Origin of the sequence: Bacillus sp. JJ1503, assembly GCF_036965125.1 — a bacterium.
Classification (GTDB): domain Bacteria; phylum Bacillota; class Bacilli; order Bacillales; family Cytobacillaceae; genus Cytobacillus.
This window is the reverse complement of record NZ_JBALOZ010000017.1, coordinates 10,392-28,071: the sequence shown is the minus strand read 5'-3', so window position 1 is coordinate 28,071 and position 17,680 is coordinate 10,392. Positions and strand designations below refer to the sequence as shown.

At 37.9% G+C, this 17,680-nt stretch carries 15 protein-coding genes and 1 tRNA gene; 13 read left to right on the top strand and 3 right to left on the bottom strand.

Translation table 11 applies throughout. The features are described 5' to 3' along the window. The first annotated feature begins 472 nt into the window (after window positions 1-472). Genes V7149_RS02320 through V7149_RS02300 form a run of 5 tightly spaced genes read left to right on the top strand, consistent with a single transcriptional unit; the run spans window position 473 to window position 4,118 of the window. Window positions 473-931, top strand: coding sequence for an 8-oxo-dGTP diphosphatase (locus V7149_RS02320; protein WP_335344053.1), 459 nt, complete (start codon window positions 473-475; stop codon window positions 929-931). 27 nt (window positions 932-958) lie between these two features. Next, window positions 959-1,852 (top strand): RNase adapter RapZ, encoded by an 894-nt coding sequence (rapZ, locus tag V7149_RS02315; RefSeq protein ID WP_335344052.1) that lies wholly within the window; start codon window positions 959-961, stop codon window positions 1,850-1,852. Beyond that, a complete protein-coding gene (locus V7149_RS02310; RefSeq protein ID WP_335344051.1) occupies window positions 1,849-2,832 on the top strand; it encodes a gluconeogenesis factor YvcK family protein in 984 nt (327 codons plus the stop codon). The genes rapZ and V7149_RS02310 overlap by 4 nt, the downstream gene beginning before the upstream one ends. 50 nt (window positions 2,833-2,882) lie before the next feature. Beyond that, complete coding sequence (gene whiA / locus V7149_RS02305; protein WP_335344050.1) at window positions 2,883-3,824, top strand: DNA-binding protein WhiA; 942 nt, start codon at window positions 2,883-2,885, stop codon at window positions 3,822-3,824. A 36-nt stretch (window positions 3,825-3,860) separates the two neighbouring features. Beyond that, window positions 3,861-4,118, top strand: coding sequence for an HPr family phosphocarrier protein (locus V7149_RS02300; protein WP_335344049.1), 258 nt, complete (start codon window positions 3,861-3,863; stop codon window positions 4,116-4,118). A gap of 43 nt (window positions 4,119-4,161) precedes the next feature. Here V7149_RS02300 and clpP read toward each other — a convergent pair whose 3' ends face one another. Continuing rightward, window positions 4,162-4,761: an ATP-dependent Clp endopeptidase proteolytic subunit ClpP gene (gene clpP / locus V7149_RS02295; RefSeq protein WP_335344048.1), complete on the bottom strand. Its 600-nt coding sequence runs from the start codon at window positions 4,759-4,761 to the stop codon at window positions 4,162-4,164. A 316-nt stretch (window positions 4,762-5,077) separates the two neighbouring features. Here clpP and V7149_RS02290 point away from each other — a divergent pair. From V7149_RS02290 to V7149_RS02280, 3 genes are all read left to right on the top strand, one after another. After that, window positions 5,078-5,149, top strand: a tRNA-Arg gene (locus V7149_RS02290). 469 nt (window positions 5,150-5,618) lie between these two features. Beyond that, window positions 5,619-6,128, top strand: coding sequence for a hypothetical protein (locus V7149_RS02285; protein ID WP_335344047.1), 510 nt, complete (start codon window positions 5,619-5,621; stop codon window positions 6,126-6,128). Between the two features lie 14 nt (window positions 6,129-6,142). Beyond that, window positions 6,143-9,478 carry a tetratricopeptide repeat protein gene (locus V7149_RS02280; RefSeq protein ID WP_335344046.1) on the top strand — a complete coding sequence of 1,112 codons (3,336 nt, stop codon included), beginning with the start codon at window positions 6,143-6,145 and terminating at the stop codon, window positions 9,476-9,478. A 510-nt stretch (window positions 9,479-9,988) separates the two neighbouring features. Here the strand turns inward: V7149_RS02280 and V7149_RS02275 are convergent. Both V7149_RS02275 and V7149_RS02270 read right to left on the bottom strand, forming a co-directional pair. Further along, window positions 9,989-10,231, bottom strand: coding sequence for a hypothetical protein (locus tag V7149_RS02275; RefSeq protein WP_335344045.1), 243 nt, complete (start codon window positions 10,229-10,231; stop codon window positions 9,989-9,991). 17 nt (window positions 10,232-10,248) lie between these two features. Next, complete coding sequence (locus tag V7149_RS02270) at window positions 10,249-11,862, bottom strand: L-lactate permease (protein WP_335344044.1); 1,614 nt, start codon at window positions 11,860-11,862, stop codon at window positions 10,249-10,251. Between the two features lie 529 nt (window positions 11,863-12,391). Between V7149_RS02270 and rpoN the strand changes: the two genes are divergently transcribed. The 5 genes from rpoN to V7149_RS02245 all read left to right on the top strand — a co-directional run bounded on the left by rpoN (window position 12,392) and on the right by V7149_RS02245 (window position 17,539). Further along, window positions 12,392-13,729, top strand: a complete 1,338-nt coding sequence (gene rpoN / locus V7149_RS02265) for an RNA polymerase factor sigma-54 (protein WP_335344043.1) — start codon at window positions 12,392-12,394, stop codon at window positions 13,727-13,729. A gap of 18 nt (window positions 13,730-13,747) precedes the next feature. Further along, on the top strand, window positions 13,748-13,990 hold the full coding sequence (locus V7149_RS02260) for a glutaredoxin family protein (protein WP_335344042.1): 243 nt from the start codon (window positions 13,748-13,750) through the stop codon (window positions 13,988-13,990). Window positions 13,991-14,114: 124 nt separating this feature from the next. Continuing rightward, window positions 14,115-15,146 (top strand): sugar-binding transcriptional regulator, encoded by a 1,032-nt coding sequence (locus V7149_RS02255; RefSeq protein WP_335344041.1) that lies wholly within the window; start codon window positions 14,115-14,117, stop codon window positions 15,144-15,146. A gap of 22 nt (window positions 15,147-15,168) precedes the next feature. Next, window positions 15,169-16,176, top strand: a complete 1,008-nt coding sequence (gene gap / locus V7149_RS02250; RefSeq protein WP_335344040.1) for a type I glyceraldehyde-3-phosphate dehydrogenase — start codon at window positions 15,169-15,171, stop codon at window positions 16,174-16,176. 178 nt (window positions 16,177-16,354) lie between these two features. Continuing rightward, the gene (locus tag V7149_RS02245; protein WP_335344039.1) at window positions 16,355-17,539 is read left to right on the top strand and encodes a phosphoglycerate kinase; all 1,185 of its coding nucleotides are present in this window, start codon (window positions 16,355-16,357) and stop codon (window positions 17,537-17,539) included. Window positions 17,540-17,680: the final 141 nt, after the last annotated feature.

Here is a 17,680-nt window from a genome sequence, read left to right as displayed (position 1 = left end):
CAACAAGAAGAGTTTATTGGATAGGAAACGTGGGAAAACGGAAAACCTATCCAACAAAAAGAGTTTATTGGAGAGGAAACAGAGAAAAACAGAAAACCTGTCCAATAAATGACTTCTCCAAACAACAAACATAGGTAAGCAATTTTTCCCTGCATGAAACACGCTCTGTAATTTTATCTCCTTCATAAAGGAAAACCTTAACAAAAAGTAACTCTGTTTTAATTTTCCTGTAACAGTAGTGAAATAAAAATCAGTTATTATAGATATAGAAATTGACCCCCTTTTAAAGATATAACCCTTTTCGGCACAGATTCGTCTGTGCTCTTTTTTTTTGTTATTTAATCATGTTTTCTTCCATATGTTGAAACTTTCAATTCGTTGTTACCGTATAACAAAAATAGTATAATGAAGTGACATATGCTGATGAAAGTAACCTGAGGAAGACAGAACGGAAAAAATGAGGTGAAGAATGATGCAGCGAGTCACCAACTGTGTGTTAATTAAGGATAATCAAGTGCTGTTATTGCAAAAGCCGAGACGAGGCTGGTGGGTAGCTCCAGGCGGCAAGATGGAGCCGGGGGAATCGGTTCGGGACTCCTGCATTCGTGAATATAGAGAGGAAACAGGCATTTATTTACGTAACCCGAATATAAAGGGAATTTTCACCTTTATCATGAAAGAAGGGGACCGGGTTCTCTCAGAATGGATGATGTTTACCTTTTTGGCAACGGAAGCAGATGGCTTGAATGTGGATGAGTCCGAAGAGGGGAAAATTCTTTGGCATTCGTTTGAGGAAATTAAGAACCTGCCAATGGCTGCAGGTGATTACCATATTCTTGAATATATGATTCATGGAAAAGGCATTATTTACGGGACTTTCACCTATACACCAGATTTTGAGCTGATAAGCTATCGATTAGATCCAAGCTAAGTTAGAACGTGTCAGGGGGGAAATAGTATGAGTACGGGTGCTGTGAATGAAACTCAAATTGTGATAATTACAGGAATGTCAGGTGCAGGAAAAACGGTGGCAATCCAAAGCTTTGAGGATCTTGGTTTTTTCTGTGTTGACAATCTGCCGCCGACACTGCTGCCAAAATTCCTTGAACTTATGAAGGATTCAGGGAATAAAATGAATAAGGTAGCGTTAGTCATGGACTTACGAGGGCGTGAATTTTTTGATCACCTGTTTAAAGCACTCGATGATCTTTCTGAAACCTCATGGGTAACCCCGCAAATTCTTTTTTTAGATGCGGATGATTCGACATTAGTGCGAAGGTATAAAGAAACTCGGAGATTTCACCCTCTTGCTCCTTCAGGATTGCCTCTAGAAGGAATTAAGCTTGAACGCAACCTATTGGAGGAGTTAAAAGGGAGAGCACAAATTATTTATAATACGACTCAGTTAAAGCCAAGGGAGCTTCGTGAAAAAATTCTAACGGAATTCTCTTTGAATAAAACAACGATGTTCACGGTAAATGTTATGTCATTTGGATTTAAACATGGAATTCCGATTGACGCTGATCTTGTTTTTGATGTTCGATTTCTGCCAAATCCTCATTATATTGATCATATGCGCCCGAAAACTGGGCTTGATGAAGAAGTATATAACTATGTTCATAAATGGACAGAAACGACTAAATTCCTTGAGAAGGTCACAGAGCTGCTAAGCTTTATGCTTCCTCATTATAAAAGAGAAGGGAAGGCTCAGCTCGTTATTGCGATAGGATGTACAGGTGGACAGCATCGTTCTGTCGCGTTAGCTGAGTACATTGCCAATTACTTTAAAGATGATTATCATACGCGAATTACGCATCGTGATATTCAGAGGAGAAAGGAAAATGGAAAATGAAGACGAACCGACAGCCGAGAGTCGTCATCATTGGCGGGGGGACTGGATTGCCTGTTCTGTTGCGGGGATTAAAGCAATATCCCGTTGATATCACTGCAATTGTGACAGTTGCCGATGATGGAGGAAGCTCTGGACGGCTTAGAAACGACTTGCATATTCCTCCTCCGGGTGATATTCGAAACGTACTGGCCGCGCTATCTGATGTAGAGCCGTTAATTGAGGAGATGTTTCAGCATCGTTTCACAACGTCAAATGAATTATCGGGACATTCTCTCGGGAATTTGATTTTGGCAGCTATGACTTCCATTACTGGAAACTTTGTTCATGCCATTCAGGAAATGAGCAAAGTTTTAAATGTAAGGGGCAAGGTATTGCCAGCAGCGAATCAAAGCGTTGTCTTGCATGCTGAAATGGAGGATGGGACTGTCGTTTCTGGCGAATCCAAAATCCCGTACTCTGGGAAAAAGATCAAAAAGGTATTCCTTACACCCAAACATATTAAACCTCTTCCTGAAACGATCTCAGCTATTAGGAAAGCGGATTTAATCATTATTGGGCCAGGCAGCTTATATACAAGTATTTTGCCGAATCTTCTCGTTCCTAAGCTTGGAGCTGAAGTTTGCCGTGCAAAAGCAAAAAAGGTATATATATGCAATTTAATGACACAGGCGGGAGAGACTTATAACTATTCTGCGGCCGATCATGTTCAGGCCATCTATGATCATATGAGCTGTGCTTTCATTAACACGATTCTTGTGAATAACGAGGATATTCCCTCTCAGGTTCGGGAGCGTTATAATGAAGAAAAGTCTCAGCCGGTCGTCTTTGATATAGATAGACTTCATGAGTTAGGGCTCGAAGTGATTCCAGGGGAAATTGTCAGCCTGAAAGACGGGGCTATTCGTCATGATACTAAAGAGGTGGCATCCATGCTATACTCTATGCTAATAGATGAAAAAGAAAAACATCATAAAAAATAATATTAGTGGTCAGCGCCTCTTGCGCTTTTCTAAGAATAGGGGTGAAGGAGTTGTCTTTCGCTTCAGAAACGAAAAAGGAATTAACAAATCTTGAAGTAAAGGATTGCTGTGGGAAGGCTGAATTATCAGCACTTATTCGGATGAACGGTTCCCTTTCCTTTTCTAACAGAAAGTTAATTGTCGATATTCAAACTGAAAATGCAGCGATTGCAAGAAGAATCTATATTTTGATTAAGAAGAATTTCCATGTCCAAGTCGAGCTTCTTGTACGAAAGAAGATGAGACTGAAGAAAAATAATGTGTACATTGTTAGATTGTCTGAACAAGCAAGTGAAATTCTAGATGAGTTGAAGATCCTTAGCGAAGGATTTGTCTTTACAAATAATATTTCTGAAGAGCTTATTAAAAAGAAATGTTGTAAGCGTTCTTACTTGCGAGGAGCTTTTTTAGCAGGGGGGTCGGTGAATAATCCGGAAACATCGTCCTATCACCTTGAAATTTTTTCACTTTATAAGGAACATAATGATTCTCTTTGTGAATTGATGAATACTTTTGGCCTAAATAGTAAAACACTAGAAAGAAAAAAAGGATTTATCACATACTTAAAGGAAGCTGAAAAAATTACAGATTTCTTGGGAGTTATCGGGGCTCACAACGCTCTACTTAGATTTGAAGATATTCGTATTGTGCGGGATATGCGTAATTCAGTTAATCGTCTCGTAAATTGTGAAACAGCGAACTTAAACAAAACCATTGGTGCCGCTTTAAGACAGGTGGAAAATATTCGGTTCATTGACGAAACTATAGGCCTTCATATTTTACCGGATAAATTAAGAGAAATTGCAGAGCTGCGTGTCGCGTATCAAGATGTTACATTAAAAGAACTTGGAGAAATGGTTTCTGGCGGCACAATCAGCAAGTCAGGCATCAATCACCGCTTAAGAAAAATAGATGAGATAGCAGATAAATTGAGAGCAGGAGAATCGATTTAATAATAATGAAGATTCTGTAGGGGAGGAAGAAGAGAAATGGTAGAAAAACAGGTAGAAGTAAGATTAAAAACAGGATTACAGGCAAGGCCTGCAGCACTTTTCGTTCAGGAAGCAAACCGGTTTTCATCAGATGTTTTCCTTGAAAAGGACGGTAAGAAGGTAAATGCGAAAAGCATCATGGGCTTAATGAGCCTAGCGGTTAGTTCAGGTACAGTCATTACATTAATTGTCGATGGCAAAGATGAAGCCCAAGCGATTGAAGAGCTTGCTGACTATATCCAACAAGAGCATTAATAAAAAACAACTCGCCATAAAAAATGCGAGTTGTTTTTTTGTTTTACTTATCCTTTTTCTCATCTAAACGAGTAATAATTTTATCCACGAGACCGTACTCAAGAGCTCTTTCAGCAGTCATGAAGTTGTCGCGGTCTGTATCTCGAGCGATCACTTCAAGCGGCTGGCCTGTGCGCTCTGAAAGAATCGTGTTTAGCTTGTCACGCAAGAATAAAATGCGTTTTGCAGCAATTTCGATTTCAGTTGCCTGACCTTGTGCTCCACCAAGTGGTTGGTGAATCATGACTTCACTATTTGGAAGAACGTAGCGCTTTCCTTTTTCACCCGCAGCAAGCAGGAAAGCACCCATAGAAGCTGCCATCCCGATACATACTGTTGAAACATCAGCTTTAATGTACTGCATAGTGTCATAAATCGCCATACCAGCTGTAATGCTTCCACCTGGGCTGTTAATGTATAGGGTAATATCCTTCTCAGGGTTTTCTGCTTCTAGGAATAGCAATTGAGCAACAATCGAGTTCGACACATGATCATCAATCGCGCTTCCAAGCATAATAATACGGTCTTTTAAAAGACGGGAATAAATATCATACGCACGCTCTCCCCTGTTTGTTTGTTCAATAACTGTAGGGATTAAGTTCATCTTTAAATTCCTCCTTAAAAGTAAGGTAAACATTCAAAGTCATATAGACGAAAGATGTTTTTCTTTATGTAATATTATGATACACTGATGGTCAATAAAGGTCAAACAATTCACTTTCATTACCGAAAGTTATCGTTCGACACCGTTTGCTCGAAAAATTCCCTCGTATCCATCATACCCGCTTCACCGTTTTTTAAACAAATAATGGCTTGCAAAGTTCCAAAAAATATCGTATAATATGTAATCGTAGCATAAAAAAAGGTGCATCAAAAATTAGGTCCATTCAAGCCCATTGTGCCTTACTATATTTCGATATGCCCTCGTGGTGCAACGGATAGCACGTGAGATTCCGGTTCTTAAGATGTGGGTTCGATTCCTGCCGAGGGCGTCATTAATACTTTTAAATTACCGATGCCTCTGCGCTTTTTTAAGCGTAGGGGCGTTTTTTATTTTCGGCTATTCTTCCGTTGAAAATACCACGCACAGCACCCCGAGATGCCCCTTGACTGACCTTCCGTAATATTTCTATGGAGGGCTTCTACATGAAACAACGGACAGCCGTCACCACTACGATCGCGCAACTAAAGAAAAGGCTCCTAAGGAGCAATTTGAAATAAAGTAATTGTGAAAAGACTGGGGATAACCGCAGTCTTTTTCACATCAAGTAAAACAAAACACTCGGCTTATCCCACTTCCGCATTTTGTTTTTAATTAATTTACACATTTCAACAACCAAAAAGGTGATTTTATAGTAGAATAGTATTATGTAAAAAGTACCATCAAAGGGAATGGCCTCCACATGGGCTGTTGCGAAGAATTTACTATACAAAGTTTATAAATAATAAGAGGTGTAAATATTGGAGTCGTTAAAGCTTCTATACCCAGCACAAAAGCTTGGTCAAATGGTCGATGGTGACAATATAAACATAATCCCGTTTGTAAATGACCAATTACTTGTTAGTGATCATTATGGCAATACTAAAGGTTTCATAGTGCCTGATATACATAATAATGGAGATTATTTGCTATACTCAGAAAATATGGATTTACTTGGGTCGACACTTTCAACAAAGGGGATGACAAATTTTTTAACACCAGGAGGAAACATTTCCTCAACCTTTATCGAGCAGATGGGCACTGAAATACAGGATGGAGTGGGTACATCATTTGTATTCGACAATGCGTACGATGGATTTGATGTGTATAACAATGCAATGCTGTTAACATCCTCCTCACAAGCGTTGGGTCCAAAGGTTTCAATAGTTCAAAATATAGATACAAATACTATTGCAAGTTTAGATGGATTAGAATTGTTAGATATAGATTTGGTTGATTCTTATTTAGATAGCTTTTTAACATTGTTTTAAAGGAGGAACTAGTTTTGTCTATCATTAAAGAGAGAAAGATAATTTTAGATGCTAGTTTGGCATTAGAACAATGTTCACCTATCTTAAAAGATGCTATGGTTTATACACTAAACCAAAATGTAGAGCAAATTGGTAAGTTGCTCACTCAACAATTCCAAGATTATATGAATGAAATTGCATCTTATGAGCCGAAGATTAAACAAGATGCTAAAAAACATTTAAAATCATACCTGCAGTTTGTGTCGCCAGCGAATTTTATTACGAATATTGATTCAATTTTTGATGATTACAAGCTGCAGGAAATAGAAAAAATCTACCGTCAAAGTTTTTATCGCCTGACTGCGAACTACACTCATGAAAATAGTGAACGATTCTTAGTTGATTCTAAGCATTTTCAGCAACTAGTGAACGAGATAAATGATTTAAAAGCTCCTATTGCAGAAAAAATAGCTCCTTACATAAATGCATATCAATCATATGTAAAAGAATTCAGCCAATCTCAAGATACGGCTATTGCTAGTTTAATTGGGGGTTTTGCAGCAACTGCAGTTGCCGGACCTCTTGCGGGAATTGTAACGAGACATTTTATCCGCTCAAATAATAGTAAAGATAAAAAGTTAGAACAATTCTTAAAGACTCAAGATGAGTTAATTTCTGTGATATTTGCACAAATAATGAAATTATTACGAAAAATAATCTTTCTGTTAGGTCAGATTTACGCTGGTCTCGCCACAAAGCTTCAAGAAGAGAGTCAAGCATTGAAACTTTCCTATCAAAAATTTGATAAAGAACAACAACTATTAATGTTGGATATATCGAATGCATTGGAGCGAAATATTAAGAATGCAACTGAAGATGTTTTTAGACAAATTCAAAAATGCACTTCTCAAAATGAATATGAGAAAGCAGAAGAACTTAGTCGGAAATTAGTTGGTTACTTTAGTCGCAATAAGCAAATTGCAAAAAAACTTACTCAAGGTATTTCATATGGAATGGCTTCTCAATTGATTCATTTCACTATTCTTGCGCAACAGATTTCAGCGATTACTGATGATAAACAAAAACATTTTTATTATACAAAGCTATTTACTTCCTTAACTCATGCACCGAAACATAAGCCAGTTGTTTATGGCATAAACATTGTGAAATTGGAAGATGCCGTAGAGAAATATATGCATCTTTCTGTAAAACTTAAAGAGCCTAAGTATGTTGCGACTGCTATCCAAGTGCTACAGAATTTTTTAGTGCGATTTCAACAGAATAATTTAGTTTATCGTGAAGATACGGAATATCTTCCGGCAACAGTAACTAAATATTGCGATAAGGATGCATCAATTCAATATAAGCCAATAAAGATTCAGTATCCAGAACAGATTATGGGTCTTTATGAATCATATGAATACGCGGTATTATATGAAAAGATTAGCAGTGGAGAAATTGATGATAATCCTAGTTCTATCAATGAAAAATATATGGAACAAATCGCTTATTATGATTTCCATATAACAGAGATAAATTTGTCAAATGGAACAGAAGATGATTACTATCGGTCCGCAATGTATCATCTGGAAGGAAAGCACACGAAACAAAATACAGAACTTGCATTGGAACGCTTAAAAATAGCTGCAACTTCAGGGCATGGCCAAGCAATTTTTCAGTTAATATCCTTAATTGAAGAAAATAAATTTAATGCAACTGAAAAAGAATATGTAGAGTTACATCTTCGATTGTATGATTCAGACTTCGCTTATAATGAGCACTTACTATACCGTATCGGAAAGTTTTATCAGGAAGGTTTTGGAGTTGAACAAAATTATGTAACGGCACTTAGCTGGTTGGAAAGAGCTGCTGCGATGAACCATGTATCATCAATGTTTGAGATAGGCTTACTGAATGAAACAGGGGTAATCGGTAAAAAAGATAAAAAAGAAGCTTTCATTTGGTATAAAAAAGCAGCTGAATTAGATGAACCGCGTGCTAAAGACAAGATTGAGCGAAAAACTAGAAAAACAGGGATTCTGGTATTTAGCACGTTAGTGCCTTTAATTATAGTGTTTTTAATATGGAATCAATTAAATAGTTCAAATGGTGGAACCCATACGACTTATTTTTCAAACGATACAAAAAAATATTCGAATAACATTGAAAAATACTCAGCGGATATTGATACAGTTGATTTCAATAAAGATGTTTCAAATGAAGAGGAAGAAGCGTTAGAAGAAACAATAATGATTAATTATTTAGAACCGAATAAGATAGGTGATAATGCATCTGGAATAGTTACTATACTAGAAGATACCATTGTCACTTTGTCAACAGGAGAAGAATTAGTCTTGGCTAAAGGAACTACTTGGGAGGTATTTGATCGTAGTTTTCAAAAGATTACAATTCAAGATGGAATTGTTTTAGAAGAAACAAATAATATTGCTTACGAACAACTAGTAGCTCCTTATAATCAAGATCATTCAATTTATGGGATGTCGGAATTACAAGTGAATTCAGGAAATGTAAAAGTAGTAGAAAACAAAACAACTGAAACTATTTACTACTTAGAACCTGGTAAATCCTATACATTAAAAAGTCTAACCATAGACGGATGGCTTCAAGTAGGTTTGAATGAATGGGTGAGATTTAATCCAAATGTTATGACTATAAAGTCTGACCATTTAAATATCTATAAAAGCGAAAATAATATTGGAGAAGCGAAACTTTTAACAGATCTTGTTCCGATTTATTATGATGATAATGGTGAAACGATAATTGGTTATTTTGTAAATGAAGATTCAGTTTCAGTAAATGCTCATCTTTCTTCAGGCTATTTGCGAGTAGGAGGTAATTATATACGTCTAGATGAGAATGTTGCATTTGATCGAACATATAATCAACAATTCTATAGTTCACGTGTTTATGGAGAAGTTGAAATATTAGCTGAAAATATAAATGTTTATCGAAGTGCTTCTTCTACAAGTAATATTGTCGGTGTTCTAAAGAAAGGGCAAAAATTAGATGTTCATTATATAACTAATGGTGGAGCATATTGTTTTACATCTCAACCCAATCATTGTATTACCAATAATGAAGAAAAAGTAAAATTTACTAAAATTCATAAATACCTTAAAAGTGAAGATGAGAATGCGATTGGCATTTATACCTCACCAAAAACTCATTATGTTAAATCATTCCCATCTGATCCAGGTCATCAAAGTGGCATGACAGAATGGCGTCACGATAATGAGGCTGTCCCATATGAAGTTTATGAAATTCGTGAGTTAACTAATTCTTTATGGTATCGTGTAGGTCCTGCACATTGGTTAATCCACTCTGATGAAGGTACGTTTAAGTCATTATAATGCTAAGAGAATCGAAGCATCCAAATGTCCGTTGAAGAAGGAAATTTCAGTGGTGTCGTTTTTCATCGTGAAAGTAGGGTTTTTTGTGGAAGTATTTTCGTTTTGGGATTGTAACGGGGATAATGGTAAGTTATTGTTGTGGCATATGAAAAGCACCTCCCTTAAATTGATATGTTGTTCATACCAGGAGGTGTATTTGTTTTATATGCGATGTTTGTATACGGGCTTACCGCAAACACAATATACACAAATTTTATACGTTGTCTCTACAAAACCTTATTAAATCAATGCTTTGACTGTTAGTTCGACCCATGCCGAGGGCGTTATTATCAAAAATGAGTTCCAATGTTTGATGGTTTTATTCAAACACAGGAACTTTTTTTGTTATAGAGAATTTCAGGCTGCCAACACTTCACAATGGAAATAAAATAAAAACGCTCACTATATTTGGGGGATAAATACCCCCATGCAGTGAGCGTAGAATATTAGACGTACGGTCGTGTGAGAAGTCTATTCCTCTCTCGTTTCGAGCTTCTGAACACCTTTGTAGCCGTCTCTTTTTGTCGCTTTTTTTCCATGTAAGAATGTTATGGCTGGCGCTGCCAACATGCCTACAAGCATTAAGACTATTCCAATGTTCAATAGACTTGAGTTGCCTTGGGTGCCTCCCACATAGAGAAAAGGAAAGGAAACAATTGTAACAATAAATGCGATTGTTTGAAGACCTACTTTAGTTGCAAAAAAATCTCTCATGTTGAACTATCTCCTTCCTAAATAAACAGTGTAGTAATCGTTAGTATGATACCTATCAAAAGAGCAACACCTATCGCAATAGGCAAAATCTTTTTAAGGACGAGCCCTTCTTGACCGAGGATTCCTGCAGTTGTTGTACCAAGAATGATCTTACTTGGTGATAAAACTGATCCCATCGCACCGCCTGCAGTATGGGCCCCTAATATAGCTGCTTCATTTAAATGTAAAAGCGAGGAAGTCGCTTGTTGGAATCCTCCAAATAAAATATTGGAAGACATATTACTGCTCGTCATAAATGACCCGAGAACGCCAATTGCTGGTGCTAGGAATACATAAGTCTGACCCATAACTCCGGCTGTACCCATAGCAAGTTCAGTTGTTTGTCCAGTTCCACCCATGATTTTAGACATAATAATCAATGCGATTACTGCGATCGTGGAAGGAATCGTTTTTTCAATTGTTCTCCTAATAGCCCGTGTTCCTCCGCCTTTTTCAATTTTGCCTTTGCTCTTAAAAAAGACAAAACCGATGATAGCAGATAGAAGCAAGAATAACCCGGAATTCGTTAATGGCATGACAGGTGAAAATAGATCATAACCATGATTCACCATACCATAGCCGGTCGTTGTTTCAGGATAGCTTAGACCTAATTGCCACTGATTCAAAAATGTCTTTAAAGGACCGATAAGCAAAACAATCAGTGTAATAGCGGTTAATACATAAAAAGGGAAAAATGCTTGATTCATGGTAAGTGGATCTTTGGAGACATTTTCTTCTTTCTTGTTATCTCCTTCTTGACGAACCATTAGTTTACTATCTTGAATACTCCATGATTCTCTGTACATTTTCAGCTTGCCAATAAATAATATAGCAACCAGTGACAGTAATGATGGAATAAAAGCTGCTAATGCAGGATTCATTTGTGCTAAAATTGTTTGGCCTCCACCTTGAATTAAGGAAAGTATGATTACGGCCGGCAATCCTTTTTTAACAGCTGCCCAGCGGCCATAGACCCAGCTGATAGTGATACCAGTAGCGATATTAATAATCCAAATAAATAATGAAGCCCAGACAGCCGCTTCAATTACCGTTCCGCCTTGAATACCAGTTTGGGAAACTAATGCATCCCAAGCCACGGCTAATGTTCCGAACGTATTACCCCATGCCTGTCCTAATAAAGCAATGACCACAGCCCATAGGGGTCTTACACCAAGTCCAACTAATAATGGAGCACAAACGGCTATTGGTACTCCGAAACCAGTGATTCCTTGTAAAAAACTGGCGAACACCCAACCGATTGCCATAATTTGAAGAAGTTCATTAGACGTGAACTTTTTTAACCCATTCCGGATTGAATCAAATGCCTTTGCCTCACTAGTTACTTCATATATTAGAATGGCAGGCAAAATAATGACAATGACCGTTAATGAAGTCCATATACCTTTTGCACTTTCCAGTCCTAATAGCTGCAGATCTGATTTATAAAAAACGATGGAAATGATAAATGCAGCCAAGAGTCCAATAGGTGCAGCTTCTGCAGCCCCCCAATTGAACTTCACCATTAGTAAAATAAGTATTATTATAGGTATTGCAGCCATTAGCCACATCAAAATATTAACAGGTAGTTCCATATTCCGATTTCCTCCTTTATTACTACATCACTAAATATATATTTTTCTTATTTCCTCTTCAACAGTCACAGTGTACAAAAAACTAAGTATTTTTAGTGCACTTTGTTCAAAAGAAAACATCATGAAGTAAAAGCTGTTGAAATGGATTACAAAATAGGAAAAGTTTGAAAAATATGCAATGAAATGTTTGGAACCTTCTGGAATAATTTTGACCACCTGCCTAAAAGCATCATATAAAAAAAGTTTAGGGGCATTTTAAATTGAATACCTTTAATATGTACAAAAATTAATTTATTATGAAGCCCCATTTTTGCACTGTTTAACACGAATGTGAAGGATGAAGTTCATAATGAACCTAGAAAAAATTTTTAAAAAAATAATCTGTTCAGAAAATATTAAAAATTCAAGAGATAGCAAGGTTTAACTCACCTGGAATAGGACTTTTTTAGTGCAAATCCCTTCTTTAGCCAGTATATTTCCATTCACCATTCGTCCTCCTTATTGTAGAATGGTAAGGGGGGGTTGTGAAATGAAGTTACAGGCTGGGTTATGGCAGCAGCAAACATTAAAGTTAACAATGACTCAAGAACTGACTCAGGCAATTGCCTTGTTGCAATATAATACGCAGGAGCTTTCTGAATTTCTGGAGAATAAAGCATTGGAAAATCCTTTATTGCAAATTGAAACAGGGAACGTTCAAGCGATGGACCCCCGCTTTGACCGAGCAAAGCCTGCTAAGAAAAAAATAGAAAAAGATAAACAACATTGGATTGAACAGATTGGAAAAATAGAACCTTATTTAGATGAACACATTAAGTCTCAGCTTGACTTTAAGCTTGTTCATTCGATTCCAAACGGGGAAAAGGTTTTTGATTATCTTATTGAGTGCTTGGATGAAAACGGTTACTTGCGAGTGGAAATGAGTGAAGTGGCGGCACGTTTTCGGATTTCTGATGAAGAAGTTGATAAGGCTATTCACCTTTTGCAGGGAGTAGAGCCGGCTGGGATCGGCGCACGGAATCTGCAGGAATGCATTCTATTGCAATTAAAAAGGAAACAGCCAAGAAATGATTTGGCTGAAGAAATAATAGAAAAGTATTTTAATAGTTTTGCGGACAAAAAGTGGAGAGACATCTCCAAAGAACTTGGGGTAAAGATGTCAGAGATTCAAGAGGTTTTTGATTTCATTCAAACATTAAATCCAAGACCCGCGGCTTCCTTTCAGCATGAGAAGTCTGCCTATATTGTTCCGGATGTGATTATTGATTGGGATGGAAGCTCGTTTTCAGTAAGTGTCTTTGATGAAGCTTTGCCGAAAATTAGCTTTAATAATGACTATTTTAAAAAATTTTCATCCAATAAAGATAAACAGGTTAAACGTTTTTTACAGGATAATCAACAGGATTATTTTTGGATTATGAGAAGCATCGAGCAGAGAAAAGAAACATTAACAAAGGTTTCCTTGAAGATTGTCGAGAAGCAGCAGGAATTTTTCATTAAAGGCCCTGCCTATTTAAAGCCGATGATCATGAAGGAGATTGCGGATGAGCTTGATATTCATGAGTCAACGGTTAGCCGGGCTGTTAGGGAAAAGTATGCCCAAACCCCTTTTGGCACCTTAGAATTAAGATCCTTTTTCTCAAGTACGATTAAAACGACTTCTGACGAAAATACATCGTCTAAACAAGTAAAAACGATTATAAGCCAGCTCATTGATGGCGAAAATAAACAAAAGCCTTTGTCTGATCAAGAATTAGTGCAGATGTTGAAGGATCAGGAAGGCATGGTTGTATCAAGAAGAACGATAGCGAAGTACCGGGACCAGCTGGGAATCCCGTCTTCCTCAAAGCGAAAACGATATGATTGATGGAAAAGGAGAAGAGCGGTGAACAAACGTACTCTAGTGCTTTATACACGAAATCGCTGTCCTCTATGTGATAAAGCGAAGTCGATTATTATGGAATTAAAGGAAGAATGGAATTTCCATTATAAAGAAATAGATATTGATACGAGTGATGATTTGACTGAAAAATATGGACTAATGATCCCAGTTGTTGAAATTGATGGATCCGAAGTTCAATACGGACAAATTGATAATTGGACGATAGAAGAAGCCCTTAAAGAATAGTTGAACTATTCGATTGCCCCTGCTAAAATAAAATTAGAGCAAGGGTGATTTTTTTTATCCTAAGTGGGACACAATATGACTATGTGGGACATATAATGTCCATAGGAGGTAAAGGGGCAAAAAAATGAACTCGATTATCGATATTCAAAAAAGATTATTACCCGATTTACTGACCATTATGCAAAAAAGGTATCAAATCCTCCATTATATAGGCTTAATGGAGCCGGTAGGGAGAAGGAGTTTAGCTGTTAGCCTTAACTTGACCGAAAGAGTGCTAAGAAGTGAGGTTGAATTTTTAAAAGACCAGAGTCTGCTAGTGAGCACTAGTGCAGGGATGAGTTTGACCTCCGATGGCAAAGATCTCCTTAATCAGCTCCGAGAAGTATTGAGGGACATAACAGGTATTCAGGCTATGGAGGATAAGCTTCATCAAACGCTTAACATTCAAAAAATTATTATTGTGCCAGGCGACAGTGAAGAATCTCCATGGGTAAAAAGTGAGCTTGGCAGAGCAGCGGCTGCTTATATGAAATCAAACCTCAAAAGAAAAGATTCTATCGCAGTTACCGGCGGTTCAACGATGGCTGCTGTCGCTGATAGGTTAACACCAGATTTTACTGAATTTGATTTGCTTTTTGTTCCGGCAAGAGGTGGAATTGGTGAGGACGTAAAAAATCAAGCAAATACGATATGTGCTGCAATGGCAGATAGAACGAATTCTAGCCATAGAGTTCTGTATGTTCCTGACCAGGTCAGCCAGGAGATGTATAACACCATGATGAGAGAGCCGGAAATAAAAGAGGTCTTAGGATTAATCAAGTCTGCCAGCATGGTTTTACATGGAATTGGAGACGCTATAGTAATGGCAGAACGCCGAAAAACAAGTAAAAAAGACATGGAATTAATCGTTAAAGAAAAGGCTGTAGGAGAAGCATTTGGATATTACTTTAATGAAGCCGGCCATGTGGTACATAAAGTACAGACCATTGGACTTCAGCTTCAGGACTTAATCCATATTCCCCATATCCTTGCTGTCGCAGGAGGGGCTTCGAAGGCAAAAGCTATTGCCTCTTATTTGAAACAAGCGCCATCATCTACCGTTCTTATAACAGATGAAGGGGCTGCAAATGAGTTAATGAAGAATTTAAATATATAAATACATTTTGGGAGGAATTATCATGACAGTAAAAGTTGGCATTAATGGTTTCGGAAGAATAGGCCGTGTTGTATTTCGTGCAGCCTTAAACAATCCAAATGTAGAAATTGTGGCAGTTAATGATTTAACAGATGCGAATATGCTGGCACATCTTTTAAAATACGATTCTGTTCATGGAACACTAAATGAAGAAGTACTAGTTGATGGAGAATACTTAGTAGTCGGCGGACATAAAGTTAAGGTGATTGCAGAACGTGATCCGGCAAACCTTGGCTGGGGAGAGCTTGGCGTAGAAGTGGTTGTTGAATCCACAGGGCGCTTTACAAAACGCGAGGACGCAGCGAAGCATTTAGAAGCTGGTGCGAAAAAGGTGATTATCTCTGCACCTGCATCCAATGAGGATATCACGATTGTCATGGGCGTAAACCATGAAAAATATGATCCTGCTAATCACCATGTGATTTCAAATGCTTCTTGTACAACAAACTGCTTAGCCCCATTCGCGAAAGTTTTAAGTGACAAATTTGGCATTAAACGCGGGATGATGACAACCATTCACTCTTATACAAATGATCAGCAAATTCTTGATCTGCCACATAAGGACTATCGCCGTGCCCGCGCAGCTGCTGAAAACATGATTCCAACAACGACTGGGGCTGCAAAAGCAGTATCACTCGTGCTGCCTGAACTGAAGGGCAAACTAAATGGAGGTGCAGTTCGCGTTCCGACTCCTAACGTATCTTTAGTTGATTTAGTAGCTGAGCTTGAAAAAGAAGTAACAGCTGAAGAAGTAAATGCCGCATTTAAAGCAGCTTCTGAAGGTGAACTAAAGGGGATCTTAAGCTACAGTGAACTGCCTCTCGTTTCTAGAGATTATAATGGAGATCCAAGCTCATCTACAATTGATGCCCTTTCAACTATGGTGTTAGAAGGCAATATGGTTAAAGTCATTTCTTGGTACGACAATGAAACTGGTTATTCCCACAGAGTGGTAGACTTAGTTGATTATATTGCACAAAAAGGAATCTAGATTGTTAATTGCCGCAAGTGCCTAAATATATTGGAAATAAACATAACAAACGACTATAATGATAAAGGGAAAAGAGGAGCTGGGAATAAAACCACTCTTCTTTTTTATAGGCAGTTTTTTTAATACATAATAAGTTTTACCTTATAGACTAGCATTGCTAAGAGGAGGTTCCTTTTCTATGAACAAAAAGAGCGTAAAAGATGTGGAGTTACAAGGAAAACGAGTTTTTTGCCGTGTCGACTTTAATGTACCGATGGCGGATGGCAAAGTAACAGACGAAACGCGAATCCGCGCAGCCCTTCCAACGATTAAATACTTAATGGACCAAGGAGCTAAAATCATTTTAGCTAGCCACCTTGGACGCCCGAAAGGAAAAGTGGTTGAGGAGTTACGCCTGACTCCAGTTGCAGACCGCTTATCAGAGCTTCTAGGAAAAGATGTGAAAAAAGCAGAAGAGGCTTACGGTGACACCGTGAAGGAATTGATTAACTCCATGGAAGAAGGCGATGTAATTTTATTAGAAAACGTTCGTTTCTATCCTGGCGAAGAAAAAAATGATCCTGAACTGGCAAAAGCTTTTGCAGAAATAGCAGATATCTACGTCAATGACGCGTTCGGTGCTGCTCACCGCGCCCATGCTTCAACTGAAGGAATTGCTCATTATCTGCCTGCAGTATCAGGACTTTTAATGGAAAAAGAACTGAATGTTCTTGGAAAGGCTTTATCGAATCCTGAACGTCCTTTCACTGCCATTATTGGTGGCGCGAAAGTAAAGGATAAAATTGATGTGATCGAAAATCTGCTTGATAAAGTGGATAATTTAATTATTGGCGGCGGGTTGGCTTTTACTTTTGTTAAAGCAAAAGGACATGAAATCGGCAACTCTCTTTTAGAAGAAGATAAAATTGAATTAGCCAAATCCTTTATGCAGAAGGCTGAGGAAAAGGGCGTTAAATTTTATATGCCGATTGATGCGGTAATAGCTGATGAATTTTCACAAAATGCAAATGCTAAAACGGTAGAAATCAATGAGATTCCAGAAGGATGGATGGCTCTTGATATCGGTCCAAAGACAGCTGATCTATATAGCGATGTTATTCATGGCTCTAAGCTAGTCATTTGGAATGGACCAATGGGTGTGTTTGAGTGGTCTAAGTTTGCTAACGGAACAAGAACTGTGGCGGAAACGCTAGCAGAAGCTAACGAAACATATTCTGTCATTGGCGGCGGAGATTCAGCCGCTGCGGTTGAAAAGTTCTTCCTTGCTGACCGCATGAGCCATATTTCAACAGGCGGCGGGGCTTCTCTAGAGTTTATGGAAGGCAAAGCTTTACCAGGTGTTGTTGCGTTGAATGATAAATAAGGAAAGTAGTTACGGAGTACTCATAACTACCTTCGACATGAAAAAACCGTGGAGAAGGTAGTTATGGCTCGTTCATAACGCCGTTTGGCAGGAAAAAATCATTGTGAAGGTAGTTAAGGCCAGTTCATAACGCCCTTCGAC